The sequence below is a fragment of the Christiangramia aestuarii genome (genome assembly GCF_009735585.1).
Classification (GTDB): domain Bacteria; phylum Bacteroidota; class Bacteroidia; order Flavobacteriales; family Flavobacteriaceae; genus Christiangramia; species Christiangramia aestuarii.
Genome location: NZ_VJVW01000004.1, coordinates 233247 through 250423 on the forward strand (window position 1 = coordinate 233247; position 17177 = coordinate 250423).

20 protein-coding genes are annotated in these 17177 nt (G+C 42.8%); 13 read left to right on the forward strand and 7 right to left on the reverse strand.

The annotated features are described in order from the left end of the window. Nucleotides 1-30 precede the first annotated feature (30 nt). Complete coding sequence (locus tag FLP08_RS11420) at nt 31-396, reverse strand: toxin-antitoxin system YwqK family antitoxin (protein WP_156276871.1); 366 nt, start codon at nt 394-396, stop codon at nt 31-33. Between the two features lie 230 nt (nt 397-626). On the opposite strand from FLP08_RS11420, the gene aspS reads away from it, so the two are divergent. The 4 genes from aspS (at nt 627) to FLP08_RS11440 (ending at nt 4779) form a co-directional block, all read left to right on the forward strand. Next, the gene (aspS, locus tag FLP08_RS11425; protein WP_156276872.1) at nt 627-2375 is read left to right on the forward strand and encodes an aspartate--tRNA ligase; all 1749 of its coding nucleotides are present in this window, start codon (nt 627-629) and stop codon (nt 2373-2375) included. A gap of 56 nt (nt 2376-2431) precedes the next feature. Continuing rightward, nucleotides 2432-4222 carry a chloride channel protein gene (locus tag FLP08_RS11430; RefSeq protein WP_162431052.1) on the forward strand — a complete coding sequence of 597 codons (1791 nt, stop codon included), beginning with the start codon at nt 2432-2434 and terminating at the stop codon, nt 4220-4222. Nucleotides 4223-4262: 40 nt separating this feature from the next. After that, nucleotides 4263-4490, forward strand: coding sequence for a hypothetical protein (locus tag FLP08_RS11435; RefSeq protein WP_238388488.1), 228 nt, complete (start codon nt 4263-4265; stop codon nt 4488-4490). 94 nt (nt 4491-4584) lie between these two features. Further along, a complete protein-coding gene (locus FLP08_RS11440; RefSeq protein WP_107011798.1) occupies nt 4585-4779 on the forward strand; it encodes a cold-shock protein in 195 nt (64 codons plus the stop codon). A gap of 58 nt (nt 4780-4837) precedes the next feature. Here the strand turns inward: FLP08_RS11440 and FLP08_RS11445 are convergent, their stop codons facing one another. Continuing rightward, entirely contained in the window at nt 4838-5797 is a 960-nt protein-coding gene (locus FLP08_RS11445) for an NAD-dependent epimerase/dehydratase family protein (protein WP_156276874.1), read from the reverse strand. Nucleotides 5798-5949: 152 nt separating this feature from the next. Between FLP08_RS11445 and FLP08_RS11450 the strand changes: the two genes are divergently transcribed. The 3 genes from FLP08_RS11450 (at nt 5950) to FLP08_RS11460 (ending at nt 9290) form a co-directional block, all read left to right on the forward strand. After that, nucleotides 5950-6513, forward strand: a complete 564-nt coding sequence (locus FLP08_RS11450; protein ID WP_156276875.1) for a hypothetical protein — start codon at nt 5950-5952, stop codon at nt 6511-6513. 28 nt (nt 6514-6541) lie between these two features. Beyond that, on the forward strand, nt 6542-7072 hold the full coding sequence (locus FLP08_RS11455; RefSeq protein WP_156276876.1) for a nuclear transport factor 2 family protein: 531 nt from the start codon (nt 6542-6544) through the stop codon (nt 7070-7072). Nucleotides 7073-7223: 151 nt separating this feature from the next. Continuing rightward, entirely contained in the window at nt 7224-9290 is a 2067-nt protein-coding gene (locus FLP08_RS11460; protein WP_156276877.1) for a M13 family metallopeptidase, read from the forward strand. Between the two features lie 71 nt (nt 9291-9361). Here the strand turns inward: FLP08_RS11460 and FLP08_RS11465 are convergent, their stop codons facing one another. Beyond that, on the reverse strand, nt 9362-9721 hold the full coding sequence (locus FLP08_RS11465) for a YraN family protein (RefSeq protein WP_156276878.1): 360 nt from the start codon (nt 9719-9721) through the stop codon (nt 9362-9364). A gap of 11 nt (nt 9722-9732) precedes the next feature. Continuing rightward, nucleotides 9733-10314, reverse strand: a complete 582-nt coding sequence (locus FLP08_RS11470; RefSeq protein ID WP_156276879.1) for a hypothetical protein — start codon at nt 10312-10314, stop codon at nt 9733-9735. 123 nt (nt 10315-10437) lie between these two features. On the opposite strand from FLP08_RS11470, the gene metG reads away from it, so the two are divergent. Both metG and FLP08_RS11480 read left to right on the forward strand, forming a co-directional pair. Then, a complete protein-coding gene (gene metG, locus FLP08_RS11475; RefSeq protein WP_156276880.1) occupies nt 10438-12513 on the forward strand; it encodes a methionine--tRNA ligase in 2076 nt (691 codons plus the stop codon). Between the two features lie 168 nt (nt 12514-12681). Continuing rightward, nucleotides 12682-13584 (forward strand): histone deacetylase family protein, encoded by a 903-nt coding sequence (locus FLP08_RS11480; protein WP_156276881.1) that lies wholly within the window; start codon nt 12682-12684, stop codon nt 13582-13584. 188 nt (nt 13585-13772) lie between these two features. Here FLP08_RS11480 and FLP08_RS11485 read toward each other — a convergent pair whose 3' ends face one another. Next, nucleotides 13773-14105 (reverse strand): single-stranded DNA-binding protein, encoded by a 333-nt coding sequence (locus FLP08_RS11485; RefSeq protein ID WP_156276882.1) that lies wholly within the window; start codon nt 14103-14105, stop codon nt 13773-13775. A 244-nt stretch (nt 14106-14349) separates the two neighbouring features. Between FLP08_RS11485 and FLP08_RS11490 the strand changes: the two genes are divergently transcribed. From FLP08_RS11490 to FLP08_RS11505, 4 genes are all read left to right on the forward strand, one after another. Beyond that, nucleotides 14350-14796, forward strand: coding sequence for a hypothetical protein (locus FLP08_RS11490; RefSeq protein ID WP_156276883.1), 447 nt, complete (start codon nt 14350-14352; stop codon nt 14794-14796). 94 nt (nt 14797-14890) lie between these two features. Further along, nucleotides 14891-15514: a class I SAM-dependent DNA methyltransferase gene (locus FLP08_RS11495; RefSeq protein ID WP_156276884.1), complete on the forward strand. Its 624-nt coding sequence runs from the start codon at nt 14891-14893 to the stop codon at nt 15512-15514. An 82-nt stretch (nt 15515-15596) separates the two neighbouring features. Next, nucleotides 15597-15944: a hypothetical protein gene (locus FLP08_RS11500; protein ID WP_156276885.1), complete on the forward strand. Its 348-nt coding sequence runs from the start codon at nt 15597-15599 to the stop codon at nt 15942-15944. 47 nt (nt 15945-15991) lie between these two features. Next, the gene (locus FLP08_RS11505) at nt 15992-16426 is read left to right on the forward strand and encodes a DUF4174 domain-containing protein (RefSeq protein ID WP_156276886.1); all 435 of its coding nucleotides are present in this window, start codon (nt 15992-15994) and stop codon (nt 16424-16426) included. A 30-nt stretch (nt 16427-16456) separates the two neighbouring features. Here the strand turns inward: FLP08_RS11505 and FLP08_RS16415 are convergent, their stop codons facing one another. Together FLP08_RS16415 and FLP08_RS11510 are read right to left on the reverse strand one after the other, a co-directional pair. Continuing rightward, complete coding sequence (locus FLP08_RS16415; protein WP_202912767.1) at nt 16457-16630, reverse strand: hypothetical protein; 174 nt, start codon at nt 16628-16630, stop codon at nt 16457-16459. Between the two features lie 13 nt (nt 16631-16643). Beyond that, nucleotides 16644-17111 carry a CBS domain-containing protein gene (locus tag FLP08_RS11510; protein ID WP_156276887.1) on the reverse strand — a complete coding sequence of 156 codons (468 nt, stop codon included), beginning with the start codon at nt 17109-17111 and terminating at the stop codon, nt 16644-16646. Nucleotides 17112-17177: the final 66 nt, after the last annotated feature.

The window sequence follows — 17177 nt, forward strand, 5'->3', positions numbered from 1 at the left end:
CGGGCTTTTTCTATTAAATACATTTATCATTTATTGATTACTTACCAATGAGCTCTCATTTTTCCAGCTGTTTACGCTTGCGATTCTACTGTTTTGGTAGTCCACTTCAGTAAGTTTACTTTCAGACCAGAAAAACCATGTTCCGCTTTTTTGGCCATTCTTATAATTCGCGATGGCTGTCTTTTCACCGTTTTGGTTGTAAGAAATCCACTCCCCGTGGAGTCTACCGTCCTTGTACGTACCTTCCTGCCTAACAGTTCCATCTTCATAATAAAAAGTTCCTTTGATTAAATCTCCCTGCTTTTCAAAAACAGGTTTAGGGTCTTTATCTTGAGCAATAGCAACACTTCCTGTAATAAAAATTGCCGCCATCAATATGTTCTTTATAGTCTTCATAGTCTCTTTTTTATTAACGTTCTCATTACAAATATACACAAAGTTTACAAACAAGCAATATTTACGTAACATTAAGTTAACATTGGAAGCTAATTTAACTGTTTTTCAAGGCTTTGCAAGTTTAACATTGCTTAACATTGAAATAAAACAGCATAATTTTTAGGACTGAAAGGTTCAGTAAAAGTGTTTAACTTCTTACTTTTGTGCCCATTCTAAATTTGAAGGATAACATGTACAGAAGTCATACCTGCGGTGAACTCAATGCTCAGCAAATTGGTAATAAAGTAACCCTTTCCGGATGGGTGCAAAAAGTTAGGAACAAAGGATTTATGATCTGGGTAGATCTTCGTGATCGATATGGGATTACCCAGCTAATATTTGATGAAGAGCGTTCCTCAAAGGAATTGATGGACAAAGCCGGAAGCCTGGCCCGTGAATTCGTGATACAGGTAGAAGGTAGCGTGATAGAAAGGGAATCCAAAAACCCAAATATCCCAACCGGTGAGATCGAGGTGCTGGTAGAGGACTTCCAGATACTGAATTCTTCCAAGACCCCTCCTTTTACCATTGAAGATGACACAGATGGCGGGGAAGACCTAAGAATGAAATACCGTTACCTGGATATTCGCAGGAATCCGGTGAAAAATAAACTGATGTTCCGCCACCAGGTGGGCATGAAGGTGAGAAATTACCTTTCTAACCAGGGTTTCATTGAAATCGAAACTCCATATCTTATTAAATCTACTCCTGAAGGTGCCCGTGATTTCGTGGTGCCAAGCAGGATGAACGAGGGCCAGTTCTACGCTCTCCCCCAATCGCCTCAAACCTTCAAACAGTTATTGATGGTCGGCGGAATGGATAAATACTTCCAGATAGTTAAATGCTTCAGGGATGAGGACCTTCGCGCAGACCGTCAGCCGGAATTCACCCAGATAGACTGTGAAATGGCTTTTGTGGAGCAGGAAGATATCCTGAACATTTTTGAAGGCCTAACCAGGCATTTACTAAAAGAGATCAAAGGAGTTGAGGTAGCCGAGTTCCCAAGAATGACCTACGACGAGGCCATGAGAAAGTACGGGAACGACAAACCGGACATTCGGTTCGGGATGGAATTCGCCGAACTTGATGAGCTGGCCAAGAACAAAGGCTTCAATGTTTTCGACCAGCAGGAACTGGTAGCGGGGATCGCGGTTCCCGGTGCGGCAAGCTTCACCAGGAAAGAGATCGATAATCTCATTTCCTGGGTCAAGAGACCTCAGGTTGGTGCAAACGGACTTGTTTGGGCTAAATATAATGAGGATGGCAGCCTGAAATCTTCGGTAGATAAGTTCTATTCTCAGGAAGATCTAACTGCCTGGGCCGAAGCTGCCGGCGCTAAACCGGGAGACCTTATTCTGGTTATGGCGGGAGATGCGGCAAAGACAAGAACTCAGCTTAGTACTCTAAGAATGCATCTTGGAAATGAACTGGGGTTAAGAAAATCTGATGAATTCGCGCCATTATGGGTCGTGGATTTCCCGCTTCTGGAGTGGGACGAGGAAACCGAAAGATTCCACGCCATGCACCATCCTTTTACTTCTCCCAAGAAAGAAGACTTCGCACTACTTGAAACCGAACCAGGTAAAGTTAGAGCAAACGCCTACGACCTGGTATTGAACGGAAACGAGATTGGTGGTGGTTCTATTCGTATCCACGACAAGGAAACACAATCCCAGATGTTCAAATATCTAGGGTTCACCCCAGAAGAAGCTAAAGAACAGTTCGGCTTCTTAATGGATGCTTTCCAGTACGGCGCACCTCCTCACGGAGGGATCGCTTTTGGTTTTGACCGATTGGTGGCTATTCTGGGTGGTCAGGAAAGCATTAGAGACTTCATTGCCTTCCCTAAAAATAATGCGGGTCGTGATGTGATGATAGACGCTCCTGCTAAACTTGATAAGGAACAACTTGACGAATTACATCTAAGTTTAAAATTATAAAAACTATATCCCGCGTAAAGCGGGATTTTTTATATTCATAGGCTAAATATCAAGAAGTGGCGAAATTACGAAGATCATTGCTACACAGGTTTTTGAACTGGAAATCCAGGAATCTCACCCATCGCCAGTTCCTTATGTTCCTAAGCGCGGTAATTGGTTTTGTGGCGGGAATCTTCGCTGTAATCATTAAGAACCTTACCCACCTTATCCAGTCCTTACTGGAGGGGGAATTTATTGTAAGGTATCACGACGCCTTCTATTTTATTTTTCCGGTCATAGGTTTATTGCTGGTATACCTCATCATTAAATTCGTGTTGAAACGGAAAGTGGGACATGGTATTCCAACGACCTTATATGCTATTTCCAGGCAAAAAGGGATCATGAAGCGTTTCCAGATGTATGCTTCTGTTATCACGGCTCCCATCACCGTAGGTTTTGGGGGTTCGGTAGGACTTGAGGGTCCCACCGTAGCTACCGGTGCCTCCCTGGGATCTAATATTTCCAGGTTGTTCTTAATGAACCAGGCATCAAGGACTCTGCTGATTGGATGCGCGGCGGCCGGAGCGATGTCTTCTATCTTTAAGGCCCCAATCGCCGCGATCATTTTCGCGATCGAGGTCTTTAGCCTGGACCTTACCCTTGCCTCCCTGTTACCATTATTGCTGGCATCGGTATCGGCAATTCTCACCTCCTATTTTTTCTTCGGAAGCGAGATCATTCTGCCCTTTAAACTGGAAGACGCTTTTACCATTTCTGAAGTACCTTATTATATTCTGCTGGGAATTCTGGCAGCAGCTTGTTCAGTATATTTTTCCCGGATCTACTTTGGTTCTACCAAACTGATGGCGAAGATCCGCTCCCCTTTTGTACGGCTTATAATTGCAGGCCTCGGGCTGGGAATACTTATTTACTTTATCCCGCCGCTTTACGGGGAAGGTTATAATGTGATAAACAATCTCTTGCAGGAAAATTACCTGGAAGCCCTGGGAACCAACCTTTTCAATGCCTACCTGGAGAATATCTGGGTGGTAATCATTCTTCTCGCCGGCCTGGTAGTCTTTAAGATCATCGCCTCTTCTTTAACCTTCAGCGCTGGAGGGGTTGGAGGTATATTTGCACCAGTAATGTTCATGGGTAGCGCAATGGGACACTGTTTCGCCCTTTTTATAAACAATCTCGGGATATTTAAACATCAGATCTCGGTAAGCAATTTCACCCTGGTGGGAATGGCCGGGTTGATGGCAGGGGTGCTTCATGCTCCGCTAACGGCCATCTTTCTTATTGCTGAACTTACTCACGGATATGAACTTTTTATCCCGCTTATGATCACGGCGGCAATATCCTATATGATCACCAATAAATTCGAGCCACATTCGGTTTATACCATGGAGCTGGCTCAGCGCGGCGACCTGCTTACTCATGATAAGGACCAGACCGTGCTCACCCTGATGAACATTTCCCGGGTAATTGAAAAGAACTTTATCCCATTAGAGGTAGATATGGATCTTGGGGATGTGATCCACCAGGGGGTGGTAAAATCCTCGCGCAATATTTTTCCCGTGGTTGATGAAAATCGTAATTTCATGGGGATCATCCTGCTGGATGACATAAGGTCTATCATGTTCAATGAAAAGCTCTACAAAGAGGTAAAGGTTCGGGATATCATGCAGCAGGCTCCCGAGATCATAGATATTGAGACCGACAGGATGAAGACCATCATGAAAAAATTTCAGGATAGCGACGCCTGGAATCTACCTGTGGTCAAAGAGGGAAAATATGTAGGATTCATATCAAAATCAAAAATGCTAACCGCTTACCGACAGAAATTGATCGAGGTAACGGTATAATTATCAGCAAAAAATAATCTGCACTACGATGAAAATTTTTATGAAAATATTGGGAATTGCCATCCTTATCGCCATTGGCGTCGGATTCTATTTTCGGCTTAATGATGATGTTCTAACCGGTGACAGGATCATAGGCATTGCAGTTCTAACTAGCGCTTTTATCCTAATGCCAGTCTTCCTTTACGTAAGATGGAAAGGTAAAAGACTGAAAGACTATACCCTATCTGAAGAAAATTTAAAGAAGATGCGGGATAAGGGGATCGATTAATTTGTTAACATAAAAAAAACACAAAAAAATCTGATTTTCAGTCGATTCTAAATTTTTATCGTGTATGTTTGTGCTTTATTAATTATTATTTTTTATGCAAGGCACAGTTAAATTTTTCAATGAATCTAAAGGTTATGGATTCATTACCAACGACGACACCAAAAGAGACATTTTCGTACACGTTACCGGTTTAAACGGTGAAACTATCCAGGAAGGTGATAGAGTAGAGTACGAAGAAACAGAAGGAAGAAAAGGAGTGAACGCTACTGAAGTACGCGTGATCGAATAATATATTTTTTCTGAGTACAAAGTAAAAAGCCCCGCTATCTGGCGGGGCTTTTCTTATTTTAGGCTTTTTCCTTTAAGGTTTTCCCTACTCCATCCAGCATAGTGGTGGTCATCTTTTCAAGGTCGAATTCATGCTCCCAACCCCAGTCTTCCCTGGCTGCGGTGTCATCTATACTTGAGGGCCAGCTTTCGGCGATACTTTGCCTGAAATCGGGTTCATAGGATATCTGGAAATTTTCAAGATGCTTTTTGATCTCTGCAGCCAGTACCTCTGGAGTAAAACTTATAGCTGCAAGATTATATGAAGATCTTACTTTGATCTTTTCTGCCGGAGCTTCCATGATATCTATGGTCGCCTTGATGGCATCGTCCATATACATCATGGGCAATGCTGCATCTTCGGCCAGGAAACTGGTATACTCGCCATTCTTGATGGCTTCATGGAAGATCTCGATAGCGTAATCTGTAGTTCCTCCACCCGGCAGGGTCTTGTAACTTATGATCCCGGGATACCTGATGCTTCTCACATCCACGCCAAATTTCCTGTGGAAATACTCACACCAGCGCTCTCCGGTTTGTTTGCTGATACCGTAAACCGTGGTAGGTTCCATAATGGTGGTTTGAGGAGTATTGTCTTTTGGAGTGGTTGGCCCGAAAACGGCGATACTTGAAGGCCAGAATATCTTATCCAGCTTTCCTTCCTTGGCAAGGTTAAGAATATGAAATAAGGAATCCATATTAAGGTCCCAGGCTTTCATCGGGGCCTTTTCGGCGGTGGCGCTAAGCATGGCCGCCATCAGGTAAACTTCCCTTACCTCATATTTTTCTACCACCTCTCTAATATGAAGTTCGTCGGTAGCATTCAAAAGTTCAAAGGGACCAGACTGCATCAATTCTTCCGCTCCTTCACGAATATCACTGGCGATCACCTGATCGTTCCCATGATTCTCTCTCAACTTCAGCGTTAGTTCAGTACCAATTTGTCCGCAGGCACCAATTATCAAAATCCTTCCGCCCATAAATTAAATTTTTTGCAAATATATTTATTTATATAGAGGAAATCGTAATCTTATGATTTTCTTGAGCTAATCTGTTATGAATTCTTCAACGAAAATTGGACATCGCAGATCGGTAAATATTAAATAACTTTGTAAGACACTGAAATCCCTGTATGAATAAATTCATCCTTCTTATATCGACGCTGTTACTAATTTCCTGTAAAACGGAAACAGATGCGGAAAGCTCGGCAGAAGACCTTGCCGATACCACTGCTTTTCAGCAGAAATTAAAGATCGAAGATCCCAATTATGCCCTGGATGCCGAAGCAAGAAAATACGCACTTAACTGGGTAGAATACATCACAGCGCAGAACGAGGTGCAGAAACTGGAGGGTGCCACGGTAAATGAGGTAATGAACAATGCCGGCGCCATCGCCCAGATCATGGAATCTTTAAAGAAATCTGTTCCAGATAGCCTGAAGTCGGTCGCCGTGGAAGCCAGGCTGAACGTTGTGGACACCAAGGCCAGGCTTCTTAAGCAGTATTCCGGGAAACAGGAACCCGATGCCGAAGATATCGCCCAGACCACCCGGGAACTGCACCAGGAATTCAATAACCTTAAATTGCAGATGAATGAGATCTTCCTGAAAAGCCTGGAGGATTTTGAAAAGGAACTGGACGAGTTCGAGGAAAATGAACGCAAACAGGACAGTATTCGGCCTGAAAAATCAGAATAAAACACTAATTTGAATAAAAATTCACAGCATGAAGAAATTAGCTCTCCTTAGTCTTTGTCTCATCGCTTTTTTAAGCTTTTCCGAGCTTAATGCCCAGGTTAAGAATACCCAGGAAAATATTAAAGCTGCTGAGCGACAGATCAACAAGACCATAGGCAAGTGGCATAAGGCTGCTGCAGAGGCTAATTTTGAGAACTACTTTGGCCTGATGACCGAGGATGCTGTTTTTATAGGTACCGATGCTACCGAGAACTGGACCTTACCGGAATTCAGAAAATTCTCTAGGCCTTATTTTGAATCTGGAAAAGCATGGACTTTCAGAACCCTGGATCGTAACCTTTATGTGCATGAGAACCTTCGCGTGGCCTGGTTCGACGAACTTCTGGACACGCATATGGGTATTTGCCGTGGTTCTGGCGTGCTCATGAAAGAGAACGGAATCTGGAAAATTCATCATTACGTGCTTTCTATCACCATCCCGAATGAGAATGTAAAAGAGATCACGAAGATCAAAAAGCAATTCGATGAAGACCTCATTTCCAAAATGAAGAATAATTAAACTTTCCTTTTTCCTAGCATGAAAATGTGCTAAAAGGCCTTTCCTGTTTGAGAAACAGTTTTGTAGCGTTCAAAAACTGGTCATTTTCGCTAATATATTTTGGTCATTTCTTTACATTAGCGGCTTTATTTCTAATAATTACTTAAAATCAATGAAGAAAATAAACAGAATTCTGTTTTTATCTGCCGTTGGTGCCGGGCTGTTAACGGCTTGCGACAACGACAAGAAAGTAGAAGAAAAAGATGAAGTCCATGGCATTAACCTGGCCTATATGGACACCACCACCAGCGCTCGCGAAGATTTTTTCCGCTATGTGAACGGTGCCTGGCTGGACAGTACAGAGATCCCGAACGATCGAACCAGATGGGGAAGTTTTGACGAGCTTCGCCAGAGAACCGACGAAGATGCTTTGGCCCTTCTTGAAAAGACGGCCAGCAGCGATAGCCTTGATGGATCTACAGACCAGGGCAAGGCGGTTTTCCTTTACAAAAGCATTATGGATACCGTTACCAGGAACAAGCAGGGTGTTGAACCTGTAAAACCTTACCTGGCTAAGATCGACCAGATACAGTCTAAGGAAGACCTTCAGGATTTCCTGGTTGAAATGAGTGACTACGGCAGCGCCGGATTCTTTTCTTTTGGCGTTGGTGCCGACAGCAAGAATTCAGACATGAACGCGGCTTATCTAAATCCTTCAGGCCTTGGGCTTCCGGAAAGAGATTTCTACCTGCTTCAGGATTCAGATTCAAAAGAGAAGAGAGAACAGTACAAGGCTTATATTACAGATATGCTTCAGTATATAGATTATTCTGAAGAGGAAGCTTCCAAAGCCGCCGAAACCATCCTTGCTTTTGAAACTAAACTTGCCGAGCCGAGGTTAGACAAGGTAGAGCGACGTGATGCCAGGAATACTTATAACCCTATGAGCGTTGCTGAAATTCAGAAAATGACCCCTGCATTCCAGTGGAATGAATATTTTGAAGGCATTGGCGCCAAAGACCTGGATACGGTGATCGTTTCCCAGCCTAAATATATGAAGGCGCTTCAGGATCTTCTTGCTGAAAATTCTGTGGAAGAATGGAAAACTTACCTTAAATGGGACCTTTTCAACGGGGCAGCACCTAGATTAACCACAGATCTTGAAAGAGAGTCCTGGGAATTTTACAGCCAGACCTTAAGAGGGGCCAAAGAGCAAAGACCTAGAAACGAAAGGGCTTTAAGCTCTATCAACAGAGTGCTTGGAGAAGCTTTGGGTAAACTATATGTTGCTGAACACTTCCCTCCACAGGCTAAGGAAACGGCTAAGGAAATGGTAGATAATATCATCAAGGCTTACGAGAACAGGATTAACAATCTTGCCTGGATGAGCGAAGACACCAAGAAAAAAGCTCTGGAAAAACTAAGCACTTTTAATGTAAAGATCGGTTACCCAGATAAATGGAAAGATTACAGCGACCTGGAAATTAAATCTCCAGAAGAAGGTGGGTCTTACTTCCAGAATATGATGAATGCTCAAAAATGGAGCGTGGCCGAGAATATGGCTGAACTGGGACAACCAGTAGACAAGAGCGAATGGTTCATGCCTCCGCAAACCGTGAATGCTTATTACAACCCTCGTTACAACGAGATCGTGTTCCCTGCTGCTATTCTTCAGCCTCCTTTCTATGACTACGAAGCCGATGCTGCCGTAAACTATGGTGGAATTGGTGCGGTTATAGGTCACGAGATCTCTCACGGTTTCGATGACAGTGGCGCACGTTTTGATGCCGAAGGAAACCTGAACAACTGGTGGACAGACAAAGATCTTGAGCAGTTCGAAAACCTAGGAAACGACCTTGCCGAGCAGTACTCTGCCATCGAGGTTATGGATAGTGTTTATATCAATGGTAAATTCACCCTTGGTGAAAATATTGGTGATCTTGGTGGTGTTAATGCTGCTTTAGATGGTCTTAAGATACACCTTGATGAAAACGGAAACCCCGGCGAGATCGACGGCTTCACTCCGGAGCAGAGATTCTTCCTTTCATGGGCAACCGTATGGCGTACTAAAATGCGTGACGAAGCCTTGAGGAACAGGATTAAAACCGATTCTCATTCACCTGGGATGTACAGGGCTTATGTACCGCTTCAGAATATCGATGCCTGGTATGATGCCTTTAATATTGTAGAAGGTGACGCCATGTATGTAAAACCTGAAAACAGGGTAAGGATCTGGTAATTATCGGATTCATATAATATTAAAAGGCCGGTGTTGTACCGGCCTTTTTTATTTCCATAAAAGCATGAGTTTTAAAAATAAAGGAAGGCGTCCTGGATATGTTCGATCTTCATGCCGGCCTTGTTCTTAACAATACCAATAATATCGAATCTTACATCTACGTCTAGCTCCTTTTCTTCAACATAATGGTTAACCGCCTTTACCAATTGCTTTATTTGTTTGGCTTTAACGAAGTCCTGCGGATTTCCATATTCCGGAGTGCTCCTGGTTTTCACCTCAGCAGCGATGAGCAAATTTCCCCGGCGGGCCAGAATATCGACTTCTGCTTTCTGAAAGCGATAATTAAGCTCGAGGATCTCGTATTCCTTCAATCTAAGATATTCCACAGCCAGCTCCTCCCCTTTCTTTCCAAGTTCGTTGTGCTCTGCCATGGGTAATTATTTTAGATCGCGTAATTAATCATGATGGAGGCTACTTTCAGGTCCAGGGCTTCGATCTCTTCGGGAGAGGCCTTGATTAATTTATCTCCGTAAAATTTTCCCGGTGCATCCTTGGTTGGGGTCAGGAATACCCTTAGTCCGCTTTTTTCAAGTTTTCCACCATTCCAGTCTACCGCACCACTGTAATCCCAGCCGAAACCATAGAAGGAAATCTTCTTTCCATTAAGCCTGTTCAACTCCTCATAGCTGGTCCCGATATCTATTCCTGTTTCAGAGGTCCATTTTCCGTCTTCAGAAAATCTAAGGTCATGAATCTTTGTCCTGTCCCTGTCCTGCCAGGTAATATGCATTTCGTCACTGGTACCTGGGTATAAGATCGTAAAGGCCCTTTCTTCGGTTCCTTCCTCGTACAGGTCTACTCCTTCTTCCATATTGGAATCTGGATAGTTCTGCTGCAGTTCCTGGATATTCATTTTTCCAAGATTTTCAACGCTATACTTTGATGTACTTCCCGAAGTTCCTTTTTTTGCAGAATTACAGGCAGCCATTAAAATAACGGCAGCGATCAGGATTATTTTACGCATTTTGATTCATTTTAAGGTAAAAGTAGAAAGTTATTCTACACAGCTTTTGCCTTTTACAAGAATTTAACGCGTAATCGAACGCCTTTGCTTAACTTTACGGCTCTTAAAAAAGGACTTAGAATAATGAACAAAAATCCTCAGAGATTTACGATTACAGCGGCCTTACCATATACTAACGGGCCCATTCATATAGGACATTTAGCCGGTGTTTATGTTCCGGCAGACATATATTCCCGTTTTCTTAGAATGCAAGGGCACGATGTGGCCTTCGTTTGCGGTAGTGATGAGCATGGAGTGCCTATCACCATCAAAGCTAAAAAAGAAGGAGTAACTCCGCAGGATGTAGTCGATAAATACAATGGGATCATTAAAAAATCCTTTGAAGATTTCGGGGTAAGCTTCGATAATTATTCCAGGACTTCAGGAAAGACCCATCATGATACGGCTTCAGCATTTTTCAAGAAAATGTATGAAGATGGAAAATTCATTGAGGAAACCACTAAGCAACTTTATGATGAAGAGGCCGGACAGTTCCTGGCCGATAGGTTCGTGACCGGCACCTGCCCTAAATGCGGGAACGAGGAAGCCTATGGTGACCAGTGTGAAAGCTGTGGGACTTCCCTGAACGCCACCGACCTTATCAACCCGAAATCGGCCATTACCGGTGCGGTTCCAACTTTAAAAGAAACCCGTCACTGGTTTCTTCCATTAGATCAGTATGAAGACTGGTTGAAGGAATGGATACTGAAAGGACATAAGGCCGACTGGAAATCGAATGTGTATGGCCAGGTAAAATCATGGATAGACGACGGGCTTCGTGCCCGCGCGGTAACCCGCGACCTGGACTGGGGAATTCCTGTGCCTGTTGAAGGCGGCGATGGCAAAGTACTTTACGTTTGGTTCGATGCGCCTATTGGTTATATCTCTTCTACCAAAGAATGGGCAGAGCGGGAAGGCAAAGACTGGGAGCCATACTGGAAAGATGAAAACACAAAGCTGGTGCATTTCATAGGGAAAGACAATATCGTATTTCACTGTATCATTTTCCCGGTAATGTTAAAAGCTCATGGAGATTATATACTTCCGGAAAATGTACCGGCCAACGAATTCCTGAACCTGGAAGGGAAAAAGCTTTCAACTTCCAAAAACTGGGCGGTGTGGTTGCATGAATACCTGGAAGACTTCCCAGGACAGCAGGACGTGTTAAGGTATGTTCTTACCGCAAATGCTCCTGAAACCAAGGATAACGACTTTACCTGGAAGGATTTTCAGGCACGAAATAATAATGAATTGGTGGCGATCTTCGGAAACTTCATCAACAGGGTGATCGTGCTTTCCAATAAATACTACGATGGCATAGTTCCGGAACCGGGAGCCTATTCTGAAGTAGACGAAAAAACGATCGCCGAATTGAAGGCTTATCCTTCTGTGATCGCAAGTTCGATCGAAAGATACAGGTTCAGGGAAGCACAGGGAGAATTGATGAACCTGGCCAGGTTGGGTAATAAATACCTTGCCGATGAAGAGCCGTGGAAACTGGTAAAGACCGACGAGGAAAGAACAAAAACGGTGATGTATGTTGCCCTGCAGATAGCTTCGGCACTGGCGATCATCAGTGAACCTTTCTTGCCATTTACCTCAGCGAAACTAAAGAAGATGCTGAACCAGGCAGATGAGAATTCTGGTAATACTCCAGACTGGGATATAATTGGCACCAAAGAAGCACTGATCCCGGCAGGTCACCAGATAGGAAAAGCGGAATTGTTGTTCAGCAAGATCGAGGAGGAGCAGATACAGAAACAATTAGACAGACTAGAAGCCACCAAAACCGCCAACGAAATGGAAAACCAGCAGGTAGAACCTCAGAAAGATATCGCCACTTTTGATGATTTCACGAAAATGGATCTGAGAGTAGGAACCATTATCGAAGCCGAAAAAATGCCGAAAACAAAAAAGCTGATGGTTTTAAAGGTAGATACCGGCCTTGACAAAAGGACCGTGGTTTCTGGTATCGCTGAGCATTTTAAAGCCGATGAGATCATTGGAAAAAAGGTGACCGTACTGGTTAACCTGGCTCCAAGAAAACTTCGAGGGGTAGAAAGTGAAGGTATGATCCTTATGACCGAAAATGCCGAGGGGAAACTCGTATTTGTAAACCCTGACGAAGATTGGGTAAAACCGGGAACAACTATAAATTAGAATTAAGTTACATTGAGCACAGTCGAAGTGTGACTCGAATAAATTATAAACCTATTTTAAACAAATTGGTCAAGCTGAACTCGTTTCAGCTTCTCCAATTTGCTAAGAACTTTTATAGATCCTGAAACAAGTTCAGGATGACGTTTAAAGATTGGGTAGTTCAAATCCATGCTCAAAATCGCCTTTCATCCTATCTACAAGCATCCTCTGCCAGAAGGTCACCGATTCCCCATGGAAAAATATGACCTGCTTCCAAAACAGCTCTTACATGAAGGTACCTGCGAGGAGGAGAATTTTTTCCAGCCGGAATTTCCCAAAAAAGAACCTATCCTGGCCGTGCATGACGAGAATTACTATAAAAGGCTGCTAAACCTGGAACTCACAAAAAAAGAGATAAGGGTGTCAGGCTTCCCCTTATCCCAGGAACTTGTAGACCGGGAGCAGATCATAGCAGATGGCACCATTAAAGCCTGTGACTTTGCCTTAAAGCATGGCATTGCCATGAATATTGCCGGCGGTACTCACCACGCGTTTACAGACAGGGCTGAAGCCTTTTGCCTGTTGAATGACCAGGCTATAGGAGCACGATATCTTCTGAACAATGGGCTTGCTGAAAAGATCCTCATTATAGACCTGGACGTGCACCAGGGCAATGGGACTGCTGAGATCTTCAAAAATGATGATTCGGTCTTTACTTTTTCCATGCACGGAAAAGGTAATTATCCCTTCAGAAAAGAAGAGTCTGATATGGATATTGAACTTCCTGACGGAACCAAAGACCATGAATACCTGAAGAAATTAAAAGCTATACTTCCAGACCTTATTGAAAGGACGAATCCAGACTTTATCTTCTACCTCTGCGGGGTAGATATCCTCGAAACCGACAAACTTGGCCGACTCTCCTGCTCTATCGAGGGATGCAAGGAACGCGACAGGTATGTGCTACAAACCTGCCATGATCTTGGAATTCCCGTGGAATGCAGTATGGGTGGAGGCTACTCCAAAGAGATCAAACTGATCATTGAAGCCCACGCTAATACCTACCGTCTGGCCCAGGAAATATACTTCTAGCTATGAAGCTGGCGGATCAGGAATAAAGCTGAAAATTTCACGAAAGGATTTATACCTAAAATCATGAACTGTCTGTAGGAATTGGTAGAAGATCTACATTAGAACCAACAATGCACGGAACATCAAAATAGTCCTCAAAAAAAGAAACCCCATCTTTAGACGGGGTTAACTCTTTCGGTTTGTTTGACTTATTTACCTAGGAGTAAAATTTCGTTACACACTACTTCGGTGATATATCTTTTGATACCTTCCTTGTCTTCGTAACTCCTGCTGGTAAGCTTTCCTTCTATCCCAACTTCTTTCCCCTTAGGCACATAATTCTCGATAAGTTCTGCGGTCTTGCCCCAGGCCACGATATTATGCCACTGGGTATCGGTGATCTTTTCACCTTTGGCATTCTTATAACTCTCATTGGTCGCTACCGAAAATTTAGCCAGTTTTTTACCTGATTCAAGATTGATAATTTCAGGCTCATTCCCTACATGCCCGATCAATTGTACTGTGTTTCTTAAAGTGCTCATAACTATAGAATTTATTGCAGCTGAAAATCATTCGTTCATTTCAACAGGACAAAGATGCAGACCCGGGAAAGCTTTATTCGTCTTGAAAGTATTTGTATGTGTTTACTTTCGTTTGTAAACGTTTGTAAACGCATAGGTTTCAGCAAGAAAATGGCTCAAAAGAAAATAATACCCAGTAATATTAATACCTCAACGCAACCTTCAGGATATTTCCCCATCTAATTTTTAAACCCAAAAAATCAAAATGAAGAAACTAACCCGCGCCCTCCTGATTTTATCTGTACTTTTTCTTTCTTCCTGTGAGAGTACCGATGATAAAGAATGTAGCCTGATAGAATGTATCTCTTCAGGAATATCCTTTGAATTCGTAGATAAGGAAACCGGTGAAAATTTACTGAAAAATGAAAGCCTGGATCCTTCAGATATAGAAATAAAGGTTCCCGGAGTTGAGCCCATAAATTTCCGTTACGAAAATTACAGCAACAGCTATATTTTATTAATACAGAATTGGCCAAATGGGCTACATCAATTATCTATCCTCGTAAATTCGAATAGCATATTCGAAATGGAGCTGGAAACTGAATGGGTTCGCGGGGAATGCTGTTCTTCTACCGAAATTCGAAATCTAGTGGTCACCAAAGGGGAATATATCCAAGGAGAAGAAGATGAATTTTTCCAGATACAACTATAACAGATGCCCAGAAATGGGCAAAAGTCATTATATAGAAAGATAATTAACTATAAATCCAGTGTGTAAAAATGCTAATGCCTAATTTTATGGCATTATGAGCATCGAAAAAGCATACGACCAATGGTCTTCACAATATGACCATAATAAAAACCGGACCCGGGACCTGGATGAAAGGTTGACCCGAGCAAGCCTGGAAAGCATAGAATTCAGCGCGGTCCTGGAACTGGGTTGTGGTACCGGTAAAAATACCAAATGGCTACAGAAACGGGCGGCAAGGATTATAGCCGTAGATTTTTCAGAAAATATGCTTGCTCAGGCGAGGGAAAAGGTCACTTCAGGAAATATAAGCTTTCAAAAAGCGGATATCACCAGGAATTGGGACTGGACCTCAGAAACATTCGATCTTATCACCTGCAACCTTATTCTGGAACATATTGAAAATCTGGATTTCATATTCGCTCAGGCATTTTCGAAGATCGATGCCGGTGGCCACTTTTTTATTTCAGAACTACACCCCTTCAAACAATACAATGGTACCAAGGCCAGGTTCCACGCAGGAGAAGAGCTTATTGAACTGGAAACCTATACCCATCATATATCTGAATATCTGGACGCAGCCAGGTCTGCTGGTTTTCACCTGAAAAGATTAAACGAATGGTTTGATGAGGATGGAAACCAGACTCCCAGAATTCTCAGCCTGTTATTTCAAAAGCCATGATCCCGATCTTTTTGAAAAATTATATTTACTTTAAAGTTCAAAATCAATTCAGCTTCCCTACGAGTATTAAAATTCTATGAGCATGGAAAAATCTTGCCCGGAATGCGGGGAAAAAATCATAGGCCGAACCGACAAGAAATTTTGCAGTGACTACTGCCGGAATGCTTTTCATAATAATGCGAACAAGGATTCCAGTAAGATCATACGCAACACCAATAACCTGCTTCGCAAGAATTACCGGATACTGGAGGAGCTAAACCCCAGCGGTAAAACTTCGGTATCCCGGAGCAAACTGCTTTCCAGAGGATTCGATTTCGAATTTTTCACCAGTATCTATACCACCAAAACGGGCAACCGCTATTTCTTTATTTACGACCAGGGCTATTTGCCGCTGGAAAACGACTTTTACGCCCTAGTAAAAAGGAATTAATATTTTCTTGAGATAATTATTGGCTTTCCCTTCCTATCTTATAGCTTATGAAAAAGCTATTGACCTTAGGTATATTCCTGATCTTACCCAATCTTATGACAGCACAGGAACTAGATAAATATCAGTGGGAAAACAGGCTGGTAGTGGTTTTCACTCCTGCTGAAGAAAATGATATGCTCAGTTCCCAGTTAAGGATTTTCAAAAATAAGCTGGAGGCTCTAAAGGAAAGAAAACTGCTGATGATTGAGGCAATCCCGGGAAAACATAAGATACTGCTTCCGGATGCATCAGAATGGCAGGAATCCAAAATATACCAAAGACTTAAAAAGACAGATGATAATTTTGAGCTCATCCTAATTGGCCTCGACGGCGGGGTGAAATTAAGACAAACTGAAGTCCTGGAACCCGAAAAACTTTTCAGCCTAATAGATTCCATGCCTATGCGAAAGGCCGAGATGAAAGATCAGGATAAGAAAAGGTAAAGCAATACCTGTACGCCTTCCTATGCATATTCAGGAAGTTTTTTTCTTTTTCAGATAATTGTAAGTCAAACCATTTTGCAAGGTGAACCCTACCACAAGAACGCCCAGCAGGTAGTTATAACCACTGCTCCCGTTGTACAACCAGGAAGCGACCAAAATTACCAATGCCCAGATGATCGCATTTATGATTAGCAGCTTTTTCATTAGACGAGGGAATTTATCGGTGCCAGCTCTGGCTTCTTAATCTAATCGCCGCTTTTAGAACATCCCGCTGGCTGATCTGCCCTATCAGTTTCCCGTTCTCTACGATGGGAAATCTTCTGAACTTGAGCTCAGTGAATTTATTGGCCGCCTCCAGTACGTTCATGTTACCATCTATGGTAACCACGTTTTTATTCATTCGCTTGCCCACGGTGAGGTCGCTCATTGGCATATTATAATATCGGCTGTCTGATATCTGTTTCATACAATCCCCTTCTGAGATCATCCCCAGCAGTTCGTTCTTTTCATTTACTATACAACCCCCGGAAATTCCGTGCTTGATCAGTTTTTCCATCACATCCATGATATTCTCATTTTCGCGGAAGGTCACCAGGTTGGTCGCCATATAATCCTTTACCGAAATTGGCAATTCCGCAGGCTTTTCAGGCTCTGCCCGCTTACCCATAAAACTTTTGATACCCATATCCTAAACTTTTGATTCTTAATTACTTAAATATAACGAATTTTAGTTTAGCAGCTACTTGCCTTT